The sequence below is a fragment of the Cupriavidus sp. GW823-FHT07A04 genome, assembly GCF_058794615.1.
In genome coordinates this window covers 36,830-53,824 of the sequence record NZ_JBXAHA010000016.1, presented here as the reverse complement: position 1 = coordinate 53,824, position 16,995 = coordinate 36,830, and the positions used below count along the sequence as shown (strand labels likewise).

General features: G+C 66.9%; 17 protein-coding genes (1 of these 17 running past the window's edge). 8 read left to right on the top strand and 9 right to left on the bottom strand.

Annotated elements, in window-relative coordinates; translation table 11 throughout:
- Positions 1-10: 10 nt before the first annotated feature.
- Positions 11-658, bottom strand: a complete 648-nt coding sequence (locus AC1Q7Q_RS26115) for a cytochrome b/b6 domain-containing protein (protein WP_492370637.1) — start codon at positions 656-658, stop codon at positions 11-13.
- Between the two features lie 61 nt (positions 659-719).
- Complete coding sequence (locus tag AC1Q7Q_RS26110; RefSeq protein ID WP_492370636.1) at positions 720-1,361, bottom strand: hypothetical protein; 642 nt, start codon at positions 1,359-1,361, stop codon at positions 720-722.
- Between the two features lie 147 nt (positions 1,362-1,508).
- On the opposite strand from AC1Q7Q_RS26110, the gene AC1Q7Q_RS26105 reads away from it, so the two are divergent.
- Complete coding sequence (locus tag AC1Q7Q_RS26105) at positions 1,509-2,180, top strand: heavy metal response regulator transcription factor (RefSeq protein WP_150985778.1); 672 nt, start codon at positions 1,509-1,511, stop codon at positions 2,178-2,180.
- Positions 2,177-3,601 carry a heavy metal sensor histidine kinase gene (locus AC1Q7Q_RS26100; RefSeq protein WP_477133685.1) on the top strand — a complete coding sequence of 475 codons (1,425 nt, stop codon included), beginning with the start codon at positions 2,177-2,179 and terminating at the stop codon, positions 3,599-3,601. Before AC1Q7Q_RS26105 ends, AC1Q7Q_RS26100 begins: the two co-directional genes overlap by 4 nt.
- A gap of 87 nt (positions 3,602-3,688) precedes the next feature.
- Here AC1Q7Q_RS26100 and AC1Q7Q_RS26095 read toward each other — a convergent pair whose 3' ends face one another.
- The gene (locus AC1Q7Q_RS26095) at positions 3,689-4,900 is read right to left on the bottom strand and encodes a globin domain-containing protein (protein ID WP_492370635.1); all 1,212 of its coding nucleotides are present in this window, start codon (positions 4,898-4,900) and stop codon (positions 3,689-3,691) included.
- A gap of 303 nt (positions 4,901-5,203) precedes the next feature.
- On the opposite strand from AC1Q7Q_RS26095, the gene AC1Q7Q_RS26090 reads away from it, so the two are divergent.
- Positions 5,204-5,728 (top strand): RrF2 family transcriptional regulator, encoded by a 525-nt coding sequence (locus tag AC1Q7Q_RS26090; protein WP_492370634.1) that lies wholly within the window; start codon positions 5,204-5,206, stop codon positions 5,726-5,728.
- A gap of 61 nt (positions 5,729-5,789) precedes the next feature.
- On the opposite strand, the gene AC1Q7Q_RS26085 is transcribed toward AC1Q7Q_RS26090, so the two are convergent.
- From AC1Q7Q_RS26085 to AC1Q7Q_RS26075, 3 genes are all read right to left on the bottom strand, one after another.
- Positions 5,790-6,227, bottom strand: a complete 438-nt coding sequence (locus tag AC1Q7Q_RS26085) for a carboxymuconolactone decarboxylase family protein (protein ID WP_492370633.1) — start codon at positions 6,225-6,227, stop codon at positions 5,790-5,792.
- A 96-nt stretch (positions 6,228-6,323) separates the two neighbouring features.
- On the bottom strand, positions 6,324-7,775 hold the full coding sequence (pdxR, locus tag AC1Q7Q_RS26080) for a MocR-like pyridoxine biosynthesis transcription factor PdxR (protein WP_492370632.1): 1,452 nt from the start codon (positions 7,773-7,775) through the stop codon (positions 6,324-6,326).
- A 112-nt stretch (positions 7,776-7,887) separates the two neighbouring features.
- Positions 7,888-9,114, bottom strand: a complete 1,227-nt coding sequence (locus AC1Q7Q_RS26075) for an NnrS family protein (protein WP_492370631.1) — start codon at positions 9,112-9,114, stop codon at positions 7,888-7,890.
- A gap of 612 nt (positions 9,115-9,726) precedes the next feature.
- On the opposite strand from AC1Q7Q_RS26075, the gene AC1Q7Q_RS26070 reads away from it, so the two are divergent.
- The 5 genes from AC1Q7Q_RS26070 to AC1Q7Q_RS26050 are packed head-to-tail and all read left to right on the top strand — an operon-like array spanning position 9,727 to position 13,834.
- Positions 9,727-11,328 carry a cbb3-type cytochrome c oxidase subunit I gene (locus AC1Q7Q_RS26070; RefSeq protein WP_492370804.1) on the top strand — a complete coding sequence of 534 codons (1,602 nt, stop codon included), beginning with the start codon at positions 9,727-9,729 and terminating at the stop codon, positions 11,326-11,328.
- 3 nt (positions 11,329-11,331) lie between these two features.
- On the top strand, positions 11,332-11,934 hold the full coding sequence (locus tag AC1Q7Q_RS26065) for a cbb3-type cytochrome c oxidase subunit II (protein WP_492370630.1): 603 nt from the start codon (positions 11,332-11,334) through the stop codon (positions 11,932-11,934).
- 16 nt (positions 11,935-11,950) lie between these two features.
- The gene (locus AC1Q7Q_RS26060; protein ID WP_492370629.1) at positions 11,951-12,559 is read left to right on the top strand and encodes a c-type cytochrome; all 609 of its coding nucleotides are present in this window, start codon (positions 11,951-11,953) and stop codon (positions 12,557-12,559) included.
- A gap of 1 nt (position 12,560) precedes the next feature.
- On the top strand, positions 12,561-13,199 hold the full coding sequence (locus AC1Q7Q_RS26055; protein ID WP_492370628.1) for an SCO family protein: 639 nt from the start codon (positions 12,561-12,563) through the stop codon (positions 13,197-13,199).
- The gene (locus tag AC1Q7Q_RS26050) at positions 13,196-13,834 is read left to right on the top strand and encodes a hypothetical protein (RefSeq protein ID WP_492370627.1); all 639 of its coding nucleotides are present in this window, start codon (positions 13,196-13,198) and stop codon (positions 13,832-13,834) included. The genes AC1Q7Q_RS26055 and AC1Q7Q_RS26050 overlap by 4 nt, the downstream gene beginning before the upstream one ends.
- Positions 13,835-13,881: 47 nt before the next feature.
- Here the strand turns inward: AC1Q7Q_RS26050 and AC1Q7Q_RS26045 are convergent, their stop codons facing one another.
- The 3 genes from AC1Q7Q_RS26045 to AC1Q7Q_RS26035 all read right to left on the bottom strand — a co-directional run.
- Entirely contained in the window at positions 13,882-15,447 is a 1,566-nt protein-coding gene (locus AC1Q7Q_RS26045) for a DHA2 family efflux MFS transporter permease subunit (protein WP_492370626.1), read from the bottom strand.
- Positions 15,448-15,557: 110 nt separating this feature from the next.
- Complete coding sequence (locus tag AC1Q7Q_RS26040) at positions 15,558-16,829, bottom strand: HlyD family secretion protein (protein WP_492370625.1); 1,272 nt, start codon at positions 16,827-16,829, stop codon at positions 15,558-15,560.
- Positions 16,830-16,904: 75 nt separating this feature from the next.
- Positions 16,905-16,995 carry the 3' portion of an efflux transporter outer membrane subunit gene (locus AC1Q7Q_RS26035; RefSeq protein ID WP_492387234.1) on the bottom strand. The gene runs 1,523 nt beyond the window's last position, so the window shows 91 of its 1,614 coding nt (coding positions 1,524-1,614); its start codon lies off the right edge, out of view; its stop codon occupies positions 16,905-16,907.

Sequence of the window (16,995 nt, the reverse complement as noted above, 5' to 3'; positions counted from 1 at the left end):
TTGGGGGCGCTCATGCTTCGACATCTCCATGGCCAGCGCGCCCGGCGCGTCCGGTCAACATTGGCAACAAGGTGGCCGGCACCAGGATGACCAGCGCCAGGTGAATCACGACGAAACCCACGATCCCCGCCATGGCAAGGAAATGCACATGGCGCGCCGTGTCGAACCCGCCAAACAGCGTCGCCAGCCAGTCCAGCTGCACGGGCTTCCAGATGGCCAGCCCGGACGCCACCACCAGCACGCCCAGCAGCAGCACCGCCACATACATCAGCCGCTGCACCGCGTTGTAGGCGCCGGGCCGATGCGGCAGGCGCAGCCGGATGGCAAGCGACGCGTCACGCAGGACGCCGCGCGCGCTCAGCGGCAGGAAGTGGCGCCGGAAATGCCGCGTGGCGAGGCCATAAGCCAGGTAGACCAGGCCATTGGCGGCCAGCAGCCACATGGCCGCGAAATGCCATGCGATCGCGCCGCCCAGCCAGCCGCCTACCGTCGCCCAGGCCGGAAATTTGAAGGGAAACAGCGGCGAGGCGTTGTAGATCGCCCAGCCGCTCATCACCATGCAGGCCATGGCGAAGGCGTTGATCCAGTGCGTGGCGCGCACGACCAGCGGATGGACGATGGCGCGCCGCGCGGGTGAGGAGGAGGGGAGCTTGCGCATGACGGGGAACGTTGGCGGGACAGCAAGGATCCAGGCCGGACGGCGCCGGCCCGGGCGGGTCTTACATCGGAGGCACCACGCCTTCCTTGCCGGCCGAGATAAAGCGCGCGGTCAGCCCGCCGTCGGCGCCTTTGCTGGCAAACAGCACGATATGCGCGCCGGGGACCAGCAAGGAGCGGTCGCCGGGCTCCAGGTTGACGATGGGCACGTCGTTGGGGATCACGATGCGCTTTTCGCCGTCGGGGTACTTCACGGTGATGGTGCGGCCGTTGCTGACCACTACGTTGCCCACGGTGCCGTTGGTCATGCTGCTGTTCTTGCCGAGGTCCCACGCACGATGGCCTTCGCCGCTGCCGCGCATGCTCGGCGGGAACACGTGCACCTCGAGCGCCTTGAGCGAGCCATCCGCCTGCGGCACGGCGGCCGAGCCGATATAGCTGCCGGGCTTGATCTCATCGACCTTGGCCAGCGTCACCGCGCGCACCGCGGTGTCCTTGGTCAGGCCCACTTCCAGGTCCTGTCCCGAGCGCGTGCGCACCTTCAGCGTGTCGCCGGCGAAGGCGGTCACGGTGCCGCGCACGCCGGTAGGCGTGGCGGCGGGAGCGGGCTGCGCCAGCACCGCGGGCGCTGCGGCAAACATGGCGCCGGCGAGCAGCGCCGGGGCCACCAAGGTACGTGTCAAATTACGCGAAACGATCTTCATCCTGGAACTCCTGGTGCGTGGAAAGTGCTACGTAGGTTAGGGTGATGGCCGGGTCGCTCGGATGACTTTTTGATGACCAAAATGTCATGAATCGGGGCTCCGGCCACCGCTAGAATGGCGGCATACCGTTGAATGGCATTGCGCATCATGAGCATCCTCGTCATCGAAGACGACCCCAAGACCGGCGATTACCTCAAGAAGGGTTTGCGTGAAAGCGGCTACGCCGTGGATCTCGCGCGCACCGGTACGGACGGTCTGCACATGGCGCTGGAGCACGCCTACGACCTCGTCGTGCTCGACGTGATGCTGCCGGGCATCGACGGCTGGGAAATCATGCGCACGCTGCGCGCGCGGCGCGACCTGCCGGTGATCTTTCTGACCGCGCGCGACCATGTCAACGACCGCATCCACGGGCTTGAGCTCGGCGCCGACGATTACCTCGTCAAGCCGTTTTCGTTCATCGAGCTGGTGCTGCGCATCCGCACGCTGCTGCGCCGCGGCGTGGTGCGCGAGGCGGAGCTGTTCGAATTCGCCGACCTCAAGCTCGATGTCCTGCGCCGCAAGGTGACGCGCCAGGGCGTGGAGATCGTGCTGACCAACAAGGAGTTCCTGCTGCTGCACCTGCTGGTCAAGCGCCAGGGCGAGGCGCTGTCGCGCACGCTGATTGCCGCCGAGGTGTGGGACATGAACTTCGACAGCGACACCAACGTCGTTGACGTGGCCATCAAGCGGCTGCGCGCCAAGGTCGACCAGCCCTTCGACAAGAAGCTTATCCATACCGTGCGCAGCATCGGCTATACCTTCGGCGAGGGCGCGTGAAAGCCTGGTCCTCGCGCTCGCTGACCGCGCGCACGACGTTGTCGTTCGCCGCGATTGCCTGCGTGGTGATCGGCGCGCTGGGCGCGTATTTCTACCAGTCCGTCAAGACCTCGATGGAGGCCCGCGCCGATCTGCAACTGATCGGGCGCGTGGCGCATTTCCGCCGGCTGGCCAGCGATGTGTACACCGTCGGCGAGCTCAAGGACCGGCCTTTGCTGTTCGAATCCATGCTCGGCGCCGAGCGCGACGTGCTGATTTTCCGCAAGCCGGGCGAACCGCCGTTTATCCACGTCAACCCGGACAACCTGCCGGTGCCGGCAAAGCTTGAGGCATCCCCGCCGGGCGACGGCGCCGGCCTGAGCGCGGCCAGCATCCTGCGCACCCGGCTGGACAACGGCGTGCCGGTGCACTGGGCGGCCGCGATGGCGCGCTCCAGCGAGGATGGCGGCGTGGTCGAGGTGATCGCCGCGCATCCGATGAGCAACGAAGTGCGGATGCTCGCCGCCTACCGCGACCGCGTGGTGCTGGCCGCGCTGGTCGGCATGCTGGCGGCGACCGCGCTCGCCTTCTTCGCCATCCGGCGCGGGCTCAAGCCGGTAGGCAGCATCGCCGCGCGGGCCGCCGAGATCAGCCCCGCCAGCCTCGCCGTGCGCCTGGATGAGCGGGATGCTCCCGCCGAGCTGCGCGGCCTCGTCGGCGCGTTCAACGCCATGCTGGACCGGCTGGCCGACGGCTACGAGCGGCTGTCCCAGTTTTCCGCCGACCTGGCCCACGAGATCCGCACGCCCGTGGGCGCGCTGATCGGCCAGACCCAGGTCACGCTGAGCCAGTCGCGTCGGCCGGAGGAGTACCAGGACGTCCTCGAGTCCAACCTGGAGGAGCTGAACCGGCTCGGCCATATCGCCGAGAACATCCTGTTCCTGGCGCAGGCCGACCATGCCGGGCTGGTTATCGAGCGCGCCCCGGTGTCGCTGCCTGACGAGCTCAACAAGATCGCCGAGTATTTCGAAGGGCCGGCGGACGAGAAGGCGATGACATTCGAAGTGGAGGCACTCGGCACGGTCTGGGCCAATCCGCTGCTGTGCCGCCGCGCCATCAACAACCTGGTGGTCAATGCCGTGCGCTACGGCGCGCCTGGCAGCGTGGTGCGGCTGAGCAGTACCGAAGAGCCTGACGGCATCGTCGTTGCGGTGGAAAACCAGGGCGAGGCCATCCCGCAAGGCCAGCTCGACCGCCTGTTCGACCGCTTCTATCGCGGCGATGCGGCGCGCAGCCGGGTCACCGAGTCCAACGGCCTCGGCCTGGCCATCGTGAAGGCCATCATGGTGCTGCACGGCGGCGGCGTGATGGCCAGTTGCCCCGCGCCGGGGCTGGTGCGGTTTGCGCTGCGGTTCCCGCGGCAGCAAGGGTTGGCTTCCTGAGAGCTTGTGGCGGCCGGCGCCTGCAAGCCGTGCACGCGGGATCCCCGCGCGCTTCATTGCCGTCTCGTTTCTAGCGTTACAGCAGCGTTACAGCAGCGTATCCAGCAGATCCGGCCCAAACACCTCCCGGTGCACCCGTTCCGCCCTCACGCCACGCGCCTGCAGTGCCGCGCGCTGTGCCTGCATGAACGGCAGCGGCCCGCACAGGTAGAAGTCCGCATCCGCAAGATCTTCGTCGGCCAGAATCACATCGATATCCATGCGGCCAGGCAGGGCGGGTTGCGCCAGAAATTCCGCCGGCTCCTCGGATTCCAGGAAAAAGTGCGTGCGCAGCTTGGGCAGCTTGCGGGCGGCATGCTTGACGTCCTTCAGGTGCGCCACGTGCGAGGCCATGCGCGCGGCGTGGCCGAATACGACCTTGCGTGAAGGATTGCGCTGCGCGACGGTGTTCAGCGCGCTGATCATGGGCGTGACACCGACGCCGGCCGAAAGCAGCACCATGGGGGTGCTGGGCTCGATGCGCGGGGCGAAGTCGCCGAAGGGCTGGCTGACCAGCAGCACGTCGCCTTCGCGGGCGTTTTCGTGCAGCCAGTTCGAGACCGCGCCGGCGGGCAGGTCCTCGCCATTGCCGCGGTCGCGCTTGACCGAGATGCGCCAGGTCTTGCCGTTGGGCGCGTCGGACAAACTGTACTGGCGCTGCTGGAAGGCGCCGGGGGTGAGTTCCACCACCACGGAGATGTACTGGCCGGGCAGGAAGTCGGCCAGCGTGGTGCCGCCCACGGCTTCGAGCGTGAAGGCGGTGATGTCGGCGCTTTGTGCTTCGCGCGCGACGATGCGCACGGGCTGGCGGTGATCGGGGCCGGTTTGCGCGCGCTCGTAGAGGCGGGTTTCCGCGGCGATCAGTTCGGCGGCGAGCAGCCAGTAGGCTTCGTCCCAGGCGGCGACCAGCGCCGGGGTGGCGGCATCGCCGAGCACTTCGCCGATGGCGCCGAGCAGGTGGCGCGCGACGATGGCGTAGTGGCTGGGCTTGATGCCGACCGAGGCGTGCTTGTGGACGATGCGGCTGACCACCGGTGCCAGGGCGCTGTTGTCGCCATAGTTGGCGGCGTAGGCAAACACGGCGGAGGCCAGCGACTGCTGCTGCGAACCGTTGGCCTGGTTGCCCATGTTGAACAGGTTGGTCAGCTCGGGCCGATCGGCAAACATGTTGCGATAGAACGTCTGGGTAATGGCCAGGCCATGTTCGCGCAGCACGGGCACGCTCGCGTCGATCAGGGGTCTCGATTGTTCGGACAGCACGGCAACCTCCAAAGATGTGCGGAAAATGCAACAAAAAAGAAAAAAGACTCCGCAACGTGGTGCGGTGGCGGCGTACGGCGCTGGGTGCAGTCCCGGTTCAGCCTGGACGCGGCCAGGTGGCGACGCCTTGAAATCGATTTTATTAAACATGCATTTGCAATGCAACATAAAATTTGCGGCAGCGCGCAAAGATGCATCTTTGGTCCATGTTAGACTGCGGCAGCCGTCACACTGAGGCTGCAATGCCTGCCGGGGCCCCATCCTGGCTACCCCATACATCATCGCCGCAAACCGGATTTTTCCATGAGACTGACCGACTACACCGACTACAGTCTGCGGACCCTGATCTATGTGGCGGTCCATCCGGGCGAACTGGTCACCATCCAGCACATCGCGGATGCGTTCGGCATTCCCAAGAACCACCTGATCAAGATCGTGCAAAAGCTCGGCCAGGCCGGCTTCCTGCATACGGTGCGCGGGCGCGCAGGTGGCATCGAGCTGGGCCGGCCGGCTGCGCAGATCAATGTGGGCGAAGTGATCCGGACCATGGAGTCGGATTTCAACCTGGTGGAGTGCTTCCAGGGCGATGACAACCACTGCATCATCACCCGCGTATGCGGCTTGCGCGGCGTGCTGTCCGCGGCGTTGCGGGCTTATTTCGAGGTGCTGGACGCGTATAGCCTGCAGGATCTGGTGGAGAAGCCTGCGGCGCTCACGCGGGCGTTTGGCGACGGTGGCGCCGCCACCCTGACCGGCATCCCGATCAAGAGCGTGACGCGCAAGGCCAAGGCCTCCCAGGCGGCAGCCGAGGACGCTGGCGAGCAGTAAGCCCGCGTTGCGCCGGTCTCCCGGCTGGCGGGAGCGGCGCCGGGGCGAGGTCGGCCCGGGTTCAGGCCGGCGTCTTGCGAAACGAGATGGCGAAGCGGTTCCAGCTGTTGATCGTGGCAATCAGCAGGGTCAGGTCGACCAGCTCGGCGTCGCCGAAGTGGGGGCGAACCGCTTCCCATGCAGCGTCGGGCACATGATCCTGGGCGACCAGCGTGACGGCTTCCGTCCAGGCCAGGGCGGCGCGCTCGCGGTCGGTGAAGAAGGGCGTTTCACGCCAGACCGACAGGGTGGCCAGGCGGCGGTCATTCTCGCCGCCCTTGCGCGCATCGGTGGTGTGCAGGTCGATGCAATAGGCGCAGCCATTGATCTGCGAGGCACGCAGGCGCACCAGTTCTACCAGCGGTTTTTCCAGGCCGCTCTTGCCGACGCGTTCTTCCAGGCCGAGCACGGCCTTGATGGCGGCGGGGCTGGCTTTGTAGAAGTCGAGACGTTGTTCCATGGTTTGCTCCTGCTTTGCGTTTTGCGCCATCGGTGTGGAGGCGCGACAGGAACAAGAATAGGACGGCGACTGGCTATGCAAAATAGCCAGTTTTCTCTAATTTGAGGTAACCAGTGGCGGGCCGTCCGCCGCTAGCGCCCCGGCCAGCTTCTCCATGCCGGCGTGGATGTCCGCCACGCTGATGCCACCGTAGCCCAACAGGATGCCAGGCACCGGCGCCTGCCCGCCGTACATGCCTGCAATGCCATACAGGCCGACCGATGCGGCGGCGGCGCGCGCGATCAGCGCGGTTTCATCTTGCGGCATCTTCAGGTGGGCCACCATATGGATGCCCGCGGCCGGCGCGTGGGGCATGAACCACGGGCTCAACGGGCCCTGCAGGTGCGCAAGCAACGCGGCGCGGCGTGCGGCGTACTCCTTGCGCATGCGCCGCAGGTGCTTGGCGAAGTGGCCGTCGAGCATGAACCTGGCCAGCGCCGTCTGCGTCATGGTGCAGCTGTGCCAGTCACTGACCTGCTTGGCCCTGCGCACGGCTGCGCCCAGCGGCGCCGGGGGGATCACGTAGCCGATGCGCAACTCGGGGAAGATCGTCTTGGAGAAGGTGCCGACGTACGCCACCACCCCTGTCTTGTCCAGGCTCTTGAGTGACTCCACCGGGTGGCCCATGAAGCGGTACTCGCCGTCGTAGTCGTCCTCCAGCACCAGCGCGCCACGGCGTTGCGCCCACTCGAGCAGCGCCACGCGCCGCTCCAGGCTCATCGCCATGCCCAGCGGAAACTGGTGGGACGGCGTGACGTAGACAATGCGCGCGTTGTCCGGCAGGGCGTCCACTACCAGCCCCTGCGCATCCACGGGGACATAAGCCACCTGCGCGCCCAGCGCGGAAAACGCAATGCGCGCGGGCGGATAGCCGGGATCCTCCACTGCCACCACGTCGCCGGGGCGGATGACCACCCGCGCCATCAGGTCGATCGCCTGCTGCGCACCCTGCGTGACGATGACTTCCTGCCAGTTGCTCACCACCGCGCGGCTGAACGCCAGGTAGCGCGACACCGCAAGCCGCAATTCCTGCTCGCCGGCGGGATCCCGGTAGCTGCCGCGCCCGCGGGCCTGCACGCGTAGCGCGTGGCTGACGCAGCTGCGCCACTTATCGAAGGGAAACATGCCCTTGTCGGTGACGCCGCCCACGAAGTCGAATGCTGGCGCGGCGCCGGGTGGCGTATGGGGAAGGGTGTCGGGCAGCGCCTCCCAGATCGAGCCGGAGCCGGCGCTGGGGGACAGCGATGATGGCGATGGTGCCAGGCCCGTCATCTCATGCGCGACGAAGGTGCCGTCGCCGGCGCGGGAGCGCAGGTAGCCCTCGGCAATCAACCGCTCGAACACGTCGAGCGTGGTCTTGCGCGATACCCCAAGCTGCGTGGCAAGGTCGCGGGTCGACGGCAGCCTTTCGCCCGGCGCCAGGCGGCCGTCGACGATGCCCGCCCGCAACTGTCGATAGAGTTGGCCGGCAAGGCCCTGCCGGCCGTGAATGCTCAAATGGACATCCATCTCTTGATCTTTTGTTGGTGGTTACCCGGGCCCGGCACAACGCCAAAGGCTGAGGCGGGCAGGTGGGAAGAGCGGGGAGCGTGGTCTTGTTCGGCGAGCATCGCGGGAAGCCTTAACCTTCCCGCCCGTCGGCCCGGGGCCGGGTCAGGTAGGGCACGTATTTCAGCAGGTACAGCGCGAAGGCCGCCATCCAGAGCGCCGCCGCGCTGGCGATCCAGAACGGTTTGTATTGCGGCAACAGCAGCGGCCCGATCACGCGGACGACAGCGGCCAGGCCGATGCACGCGTAGGCGGCGTTCTCCATCGCACCCGCTTCCAGCTTGCGGCCGGTGTGGCCCAGCGCGGTGCGCGTGATCATCCCCAGGATGGCGCAGCCGATCGCGCCCACGGTGAGGGCGTGCAGCGCCGTCGAGCGGTCGGCCCAGCCCAGGGCGGATGCCGCCAGCAACACCAGGCCCAGCGGCAGGCAGGCATACGCCAGGTGAAGGATGGCGATCAGCGGCTTGCGCACCGTGTGCCACGAGCGCCAGCCGCCAAGCCGCAGCGCTTGCGCCAGCGCAGCTAGCAGCGCGATGGCTGCGGTTGCCATGCCGCGCGGCGCCAGTGTGCAGGCGATCATCGCGGCCAGCGTCAGCGCCACCACGCTGCGCTCCACCGGCATCGAGCGCCGGATGCGTACGCCGGGCACGGTATTGGCGGTGAACATCGGGATCACCCGCCCGCCGATCACGGTAATGAAGATGACGACCAGGCCGATGCCGGCATCGGCACTTTGCAGCGCGACGTGCACGGCGCCTCTCGCCATCGCCAGGTGGAACACCACGTTCAGCGACCACAACAGGAACAAGGCTGCGGCAAGGCCGTAGTTGCGCGCGCTGCCGGCGCGCACCAGCACGCGCAGGAAGGTGGCGGCGCACAGCAGCAGGAAGGCGAGGTCCAGCACGGCCGCGGCAGGAGCGGGCCCGGTCCACATCGCCACGCGCGCCGCGACCCACACAGCGGCGAGACTACCCAGCAGCCAGCCCTGCGGCGTCTGCTGTCCCGTCCAGTTCTTGCCGGCGGTAAACAAGAAGCCGGCCACAACCGCGGCGGCAAAGCCAAACACCATCTCGTGCGCATGCCACAGCATGCCGCCGATGGCCGGCTGTGCGCCAGACCACGGCCACCAGCCCAGGTAGATGGCTGCCCACACGCCGATGGCCACCACGGCGAAGCTCGCCGCCAGCAGATAGAAGGGCCGGAACGCGAGCGCAAGCACGGGGTGGCCGTGGTATCCGGCGCCGGCTGGTGGCCGCGTAGGTGGCCGGGCAGATGGCCGGGTCTGTGGCAGGGGCAGCATGACGCCTCTCGCAAAGGGTTGGATGAAACGCGGATTGCCGTTGGTGTTTGTCGGTGTTTGTCGGTGTTTGCTGGTGCTTCCAGGTCTTTGTCCGTGTGCTTGCCAACAGAATTCGCATATCGTGCGCCGCAGCAACCTGTGAACGATTCTATAAAACAAGCATTTCAAATGCAACATAAAATACGGGTGTGTCAGCGGGGTGATACACGGCGCGGCGACGCGACAATTTGCCGCTAAGCCGCCCGCGGCCCTGGCTGCACAAAGGCGGGGTCGGTGCCGCGCCTGCCCGCCCGCTAGTGGTCACCAGAAAAATCTGGAAAGTGGCTATGGACGGCTTAGCCATTCACTACCTACTCTGCACGGGACGGGGCCTGTGACGTACCCGGGCAAGGCCGTTTTTTGCCCAGGCGACGCCGCCCGCCAAAAAAAGAGCTAAGTTTTGATGAGCATCTTGAAGAAGGCCCCGGGGGGGGGGGGGAGGCCTTGGCCGCCGGCCGCCGCCGGCACATCCGCAACAAAACCATCCACAGGGTCGAGCGCTTTGCCAAGCTGGTGGCCCGGCGCCCGGCAATCGTCGCCACGCGCCTGATGCGGCAGCAACCGAAACGTCCCATGAGCACCATCGCCATCCTGCTATCCGCCTTCCTGCTCTCGGTGGTCGCGCTCGCGGCCTTTATCTGGAGCATGCAGAAGGGCTTCTTCGATACCTCGCCAGCGGCGGCCAACGTGATCTTCGACCGCGGGGAGGCGGGGCGGCCGGAAGACCCTGCCGCGGACAAGCCGCACGGGGCCGCAGGCGACGCTGCGTACGACACCTCGCGCGATATCGCGGACGAATCCTCGGCGCCCGTGGTCTTCCTGTTCATCTGCTGCGCCATGGTGTGGCTGGTGGTGGCGTCGCTGGCGGGGCTGACGGCCTCGGTCAAGTTGCACGAGCCCGACTTGCTGGCCACGGTGCCGTGGCTGTCGTTCGGCCGCATCCGCACCATCCACCTGAACGCCGTGGCCTATGGCTGGGCACCGATGGCCGGTTTGTCCATCGCGCTGTTCCTGCTGCCACGCCTGCTCAAGACGCGCCTGGCCGGCGCGAAATACGCCGTACTCGGCGCGGCCTTGTGGAACGCCGGGCTCATTGCCGGGCTGGGGAGCATCGCGGCCGGGATCTCGGACGGCCTGGAGTGGCTGGAGATCCCGTGGCAGGTCGACATCCTGCTCGTGGCCGGCGGCGCGCTGGTGGGCATGCCGCTGGTGCTCACGCTGGTGAACCGCAAAGTGGATCACCTCTACGTCTCGGTCTGGTACATGGGCTGCGCGCTGTTCTGGTTCCCCGTGCTGTTCCTGGTGGCGAACATCCCCGGGCTGCATTTCGGCGTGGAGCAGGCCACCATGAACTGGTGGTTCGGCCATAACGTGCTCGGCTTGTTCTACACCCCGCTGGCGCTGGCTTCCATCTATTACTTCCTGCCCAAGATCATCGGCCAGCCCGTGCGCTCCTACGGCTTGTCCTTGCTGGGCTTCTGGGCGCTGGCGTTCTTCTATGGCCAGGTCGGCGGCCATCACCTGATCGGCGGGCCGGTGCCGGGCTGGCTGATTACCTTGTCCATCGTGCAGAGCATGATGATGCTGGTGCCCGTGATCGCGTTCTCGATCAACCAGCACCAGACCATGCGCGGCCATTTCCACCGGCTGATCGATTCGCCCACGCTGCGCTTCGTCACCTTCGGCGGCATGATGTATACGCTGAGCTCGGCACAAGGCTCGTTCGAGGCGCTGCGGGCCGTCAACCGCGTGACCCATTTCACGCACTACACGGTGGCGCACGCGCATCTGGGACTGTACGGCTTTGTCAGCTTTGCGTTCTTTGGCGCCATCTACTTCATGGTGCCGCGCGTGACCGGCCGCGAGTGGCCGTACCGCTGGCTGATCTACGCGCACTTCTGGCTCGCGGTGGCCGGCATCGGCGTGTACTTCATCGGGCTGTCCATCGGCGGCACGCTGCAAGGCTATGCCATGCTCGATGCCAGCAAGCCCTTCATGGACTCCGTGGCCGTCACCATCCCTTACCTGAAAGCGCGCTCGGTCGGTGGCGGCATGATGCTCCTTGGCCATCTCTTCTTCGTCGCCAATTTTGTCTGCGCCATCCTTGGCCTGGGACCTAACCGGGACCGGCCCGCCTTGTTCCACCAAGGCCGCAAGCGGGCACTGGGAGCCTGAATCGTGAACAATGAAAAAGCCCTGCTGGCCGGCGGCATGACCATGCTCGCGCTGGCAACGAGCGCGCTGGTCGTGATCCCCTATCTGCAACTCCGGGACGTCAAGCCCACCGAAGGCGTCAAGCCGTATTCCGCCGCGCAACTGCGCGGGCGCGAGGTCTATATCGCCAACGGCTGCGTCTATTGCCATTCGCAGCAGCCGCGCGACGCCTCGTTCGCGCCGGACGCCAAGCGTGGCTGGGGCCGGGTGTCGGTGGCCGGCGATTACTACTACGACCACCCGCACTTGCTTGGCACCATGCGCACCGGGCCTGACCTGATGAACATCGGCGTGCGCCAGCCGAGTGCCGACTGGCACCTCGGCCACCTGTTCCAGCCGCGCGCCTACGTACCCGGCAGCATCATGCCAAGCTATCCGTTCCTGTTCGACGTGAAGGACAAGGCGGACCCCGGCGACAAGGTGGTCAACCTGCCGGAGGCCTTCAATCCGCCGGGCAAGATCGTGGTGGCCACGGCAACCGCGCTCGACCTGGTTTCGTACCTGCAATCGTTGAACCGCACCGGCGCCGTCCTGCCCGCGCCGCCCGCGGCCAAGGCCGCGCCGTAGCCCCCCGGAGACACAGATGGACAGCCCATCGGAAAAGCGCCGGGCCGCCGCGGCCCGATCCCGCGAGAATGCGGACCCGCATGAAAACCGCGCACCCATGCCCAAGGTGGTGCTGGTGCTGGTGGTGGCCCTGGTAGCCTGGGGCTGCTGGTATATCGCCACCGCGCCCATCAACGCGCCGGCAGAACTGGGCGACCGCCGCACCTTGGCCGATCTCCAGGGCAGCGGCAAGGCCGCTGGCGGTGCCGTGGATGGCGCCGCCGTGTTCCAGGCGCGCTGCGTGGCTTGCCACCAGGCCACGGGGCAGGGCTTGCCGGGGGTGTTCCCGCCGCTGGCCGGCTCGGAATGGGTCAACGGCAAGGACGCCAAGGTTGCCTCCATCGTGCTGCGCGGCATCACCGGCAAGCTGACGGTCAAGGGCACCACTTACAACGGCGCCATGCCGGCATTCGCGGATCAGTTGAGCGATGCCGAGATCGCGGCGGTGCTCACGCATGCGCGCAGCCAGTGGGGCAACACCTCGCCGGCGATGACGGAAGATATCGTCAAGGCGGCGCGCGCGCAGACCGCGGCCATGACCGCACCGTTCGACGGCGATGCCGCGCTTGGCGCGCCGGGTGGCTAGCATGCTGTCGCGCATTCGCCCGGCGTGGCCGGCATTGGCCTTGTTGCTGGTGCTGGTGCTGGCCGTCGCGGGTTTGCGCTATCTCACCTTGGGCTTTACCGCCTGGACGCTGGACGACCGCCGCGAGACGCGCATTGCGCAAGGCGCGCTGGTGCTGCCGGTCATCGAGACGCGCAATCAAGCGGGCGAGCCCGCGCGGCTGTTCGGCGCCGGGCGGGACCAGGGCGCGCGGCTCTTCCTGGTGGATTTCATCTACACGCGCTGCCTGAGCGTGTGCCGCGCGCTCGGCTCAGAGTTCGAGCAATTGCAGGGCCGCATCCGTGCCGATGGCATGGACGGCCGCATTGGCCTGGTTTCCCTGTCTTTCGATCCCGCCGGCGACGACACCGCCAGCCTTGCCGCTTATGCCAGGGAGCACCATGCGCAACTGCCTGGCTGGCAGGTGGCCACGCCCGTCGCCACGCCAGCCATGCAGGCGCTGCTGCGCGACGCGGATGTTATCGCTATCCCGGACGGCCTCGGCGGCTTCGAGCACAACGGCGGCGTGCACGTGACTGACGCCCATGGCCGGGTGCTGGCCGTCTACACGCTGGCCGATTACCAGCAGGCCTACGATTTCGCGCGCAGGCATCTGCCATGAGCCCGCAAGCCACCGTGCAGCAGCCGTGGCTCCGCCATTGGCGGGCGCGCCGGGCCGGTCTTGCCGGCGGGCTGGCGGCGCTAGCCGTGGCGCTGTGCGTGCCGCGTGCGCATGCCTTGCTGGAGGGCTCGATGACGCTGCAGATGCTGGTGCTGCTGCCGGGCCTGTTCTGCGCGGGCTGTGCGCTGCCCTGGCTGATCTCGGACGCGCGGCGCGAGCGGATCACGGCGGCGTTGCGGCCCTACGCGCTGAGCCTGCTGGCGTTTGCCCTGCTGGCCTACGGCGCATGGATGCTTCCCGTCGCGCTGGACCTCAGCCGGCTGGAATTTCCGACCCTGGTGGCCAAGTACGCGCTGGTGGTGGCAGCGGGCGTCGCCGCGCATTTCGGTTTCAAGGCGAGCGCGTGGCCGCCGGTGCTGTTCATCGGCGGCAACTACGTATGGATGGGCCTGACCGTCGGGATGCTGTTCATCGATAGCGAGACGCGCCTTTGCGCCAGCTACCTGCTGGCCGACCAGCGCATCGCGGGCGTGGGCCTGGTGATCTATTCGGGCCTGCTGGGCATGTGGTTGCTGCTATGGGCCGCCAGGAGGGCAGAGCAGCCCCACGGGACGGCGGGGCAAGGCGGCAAGTAGGCAAGTAGGTTGGTTTGCCGCCCGTTCCTGCAAGCTTCCGCGCGCCTTTAATGCGCTGCCGCACCAGCGGCAGCATTGCCGCCCTTGGCCGGCTTGGTGAACCAGATCAGCGGAATGATCGCGATGAAGATCACGCCCGAGATCCAGAAGATATCGTTCAATCCAAGCATGGCGGCTTGCGTGGTGAGGCTGCGTTCGAAGAACGCCATCGCCTGGTCATGGCTGAAGCCGGCCGTCGCCTGCAAGGCTTCCAGCGCGTGCACAAAGGCCGGGTTGTGCTGGCTGGCCTGCTCCGCGAGTTGCGAGTGGTGCAGGACATTGCGGTCGTTCCAGGCCGTGCTGGCCAGCGACGTCCCTACCGCGCCGGTGAACACGCGAGCAAAGTTCGACAGGCCCGCGGCGGCCGGAATCTTGTCCGGTGACAGCCCCGACAGGATGATCGCGGTCAGCGGCACGAAGAACAGCGCGGTGGGGATGCCTTGCAACAATGTGGGCAGCACCAGCGTCCAGGTGTCCACGGTGGTGGTGTAGCCCGAGCGCATGAAGAACACTGCGGCGAAGCCGGCAAAGGCCATGGTCGCCAGCACCCGCGCATCGGAGCGCGGCATGATCTTGCCCAGCGCCGGCGCCAGTATCACGGCGAAGATGCCCAGCGGTGCGGTCACCAGGCCGGCATTCACGGCCGGGTAGCCAAGGTACTGCTGCATCCATTGCGGCAGCAGGACCAGGTTGGCGAAGAACACGCCGTAGGCTACCGAGATCGCCACGGTGCCGCCCAGGAAGTTGCGCCCGGCAAACAGCTTGAGATCGACGATCGGATGTTCCTCGGTCAGCTCCCAGATCACGAAGAAGATGAAGCTGATCAACGCAACGACGCCCAGGCCCACGATCAGCGACGAATGGAACCAGTCGAGATCCTTGCCCTTGTCGAGCATGATCTGCAGCGCTGCCACCCAGGTGATGAGCGAAGCCAGGCCAACCTTGTCGATCGGCAGCGCGCGCTTCGGTGTTTCACGCGAGCGGTAGATGATCCAGGTGACGGCGGCGGCGAACAGGCCGACGGGAATGTTGATGTAGAAGATCCACGACCAGGAGTAGCGGTCGGTCATCCAGCCGCCCAGCGCCGGGCCGGCAATCGGGCCCACGGTGGCCGTCATGGCCCACAGCGCCAGCGCTGTGGAACTGCGTCGCTTGGGATACGAGCCAAGCAGGATGGCCTGCGAGAGCGGAATCAGCGGGCCGGCCACGGCGCCTTGCAGCACGCGCGCGGCCAGCAGGATCGGCAGGTTGGGCGCAATGCCGCACAGCCAGGATGACAGCACGAACAGCAGGATGGCGCCCACGAACAGGCGGATTTGCCCGATGCGCTGGGTCAACCAGCCTGTAAGCGGGATCGATACCGCGTTGGCGGCGGCGAACAGCGTGATGACCCACGTGCCTTCGTCCACCGACACACCGAGGTTGCCGGAGATGGTGGGAATGGCCACGTTGGCGATCGACGAGTCGAGCACGTTCATGAAGGTGGCGAGCGCTACCGCGAAGGTGGCGAGCACCAGCTTGCCGCCGGTAAGCGGCGGGGGCTGGAGCGGTTCGGCTGTGTTGGCGTTTTCCATGGTGAACTCGACGTGTCTCTGGCTGGTGTCGGCCGGCTCTTGCCGGATTTGATTGCTATTTAAAAATCTGAGTTATCAGATAAATAACGAAGAAAAATCCTGGCAAGGCATTACAGGACAGCACCTTTGGCCGGTTTTTCAGCCGTCTTCGCGGCAACCGCAGTGGCCTGTGCGCCCTGGCTGGATGCGCCCGAGGTGCTGTTCAGCGCGATGATGCGAGCGATTTCAGCATCGGCTTGCTCCCCATAGCCACGGTAGACATTGGTGCTGTAGGTGGTTTTCTTGACCGCGCCGAGTTGCGCGCCGCTGCGGTCCCTGGTGTCCACGTCGACCTGCATCGACAAGCCGATCTGCAGCGGGTGCGCACGCAGCTCCGCCGGGTCGAGCTCGATGCGGGCGGGCAGGCGTTGCACGACCTTGATCCAGTTGCCGGTGGCGTTTTGTGCCGGCAACGCCGAGAACGCGCTGCCGGTGCCGGCGGAGAAGCCCACCACGCGGCCGTGATAGCGCACGCTGCTGCCGTACACGTCCGCGCGCAGCACAACCGGCTGGCCGATTCGCATGTGCTGGAGCTGTACTTCCTTGAAGTTGGCATCCACCCACACGCCATCCAGCGGGACGATGGCCATCATCGGCGCGCCCGGGGCTACGCGCTGGCCGACCTGCACCGAGCGGCGCGCCACATAGCCCGTGACCGGCGCCGGCAGCGTGTTGCGCGCCAGGGCGAGATGCGCGTCGCGCAGCTTGGCGGCGGCGGCCTGTACGGCAGGGTGCTCGGCGACCGTGGTCTGGTCGGTCATGGTGCGGTTGGAGGCAAGTTGCTGGCGGGCGGCTTCGAGCGTGGCCTCGGCGGTCTTGACCGCGTCGCGGGCGTGGGCCACGTCTTCCGCGGACACGGCCCCGGTTTCCGTCACCTGGCTGCGGCGCTGGAAGTCGTCGCGGGCCTTGGCCAGGTCGGCCTGGCGCTGCTGGATCGCGGCTTGATAGACGTTGTTGTTGACGTAGAGGGCGCTGACCTGGCGCACCGTTTGCGCGAGCTGAGCCTGGGCATTGCCCAGCGCGACCTGCGCATCGGCCGGGTCGAGGTTGACCACGGCTTCGCCGGCCTGGACGATCTGCGTGTCGTCGGCGTTGACGCTGATCACGGTGCCGCTGACCTGCGGCGTGAGCTGCACGAGGTTGCCGTTGACGTAGGCGTCGTCAGTGTCTTCGTGATGCACGGCGTAGGTGAAGTAGTAGCCAGCGTAGCCGCCGGCAGCAATCAGGGAGGCCAGGCCCAGCGCGGCGAGCAGGCGCTTGCGGGTGGCCATCTTGCTGGCGGGGGCGGTGCTGCTGCTGTTGTTGTTGTCGGCGGTGGTTTCGGTCTGGGTAGCTTCGGTCATTTTGATCACCTCGGTCGCTGTATCGGTGGCGTTATCGGCGTTGAGCGGTTATTGCGGTTATTGCGGTTGTTATGGCTATTGCGGCTGTTCGGGAGCGCCCGGCGCGGCGGCGCGAAGGACTGGCGGGGGGGGGGGGGGGGGGGGGGGGGGGGGGAGAGGGGGGGGG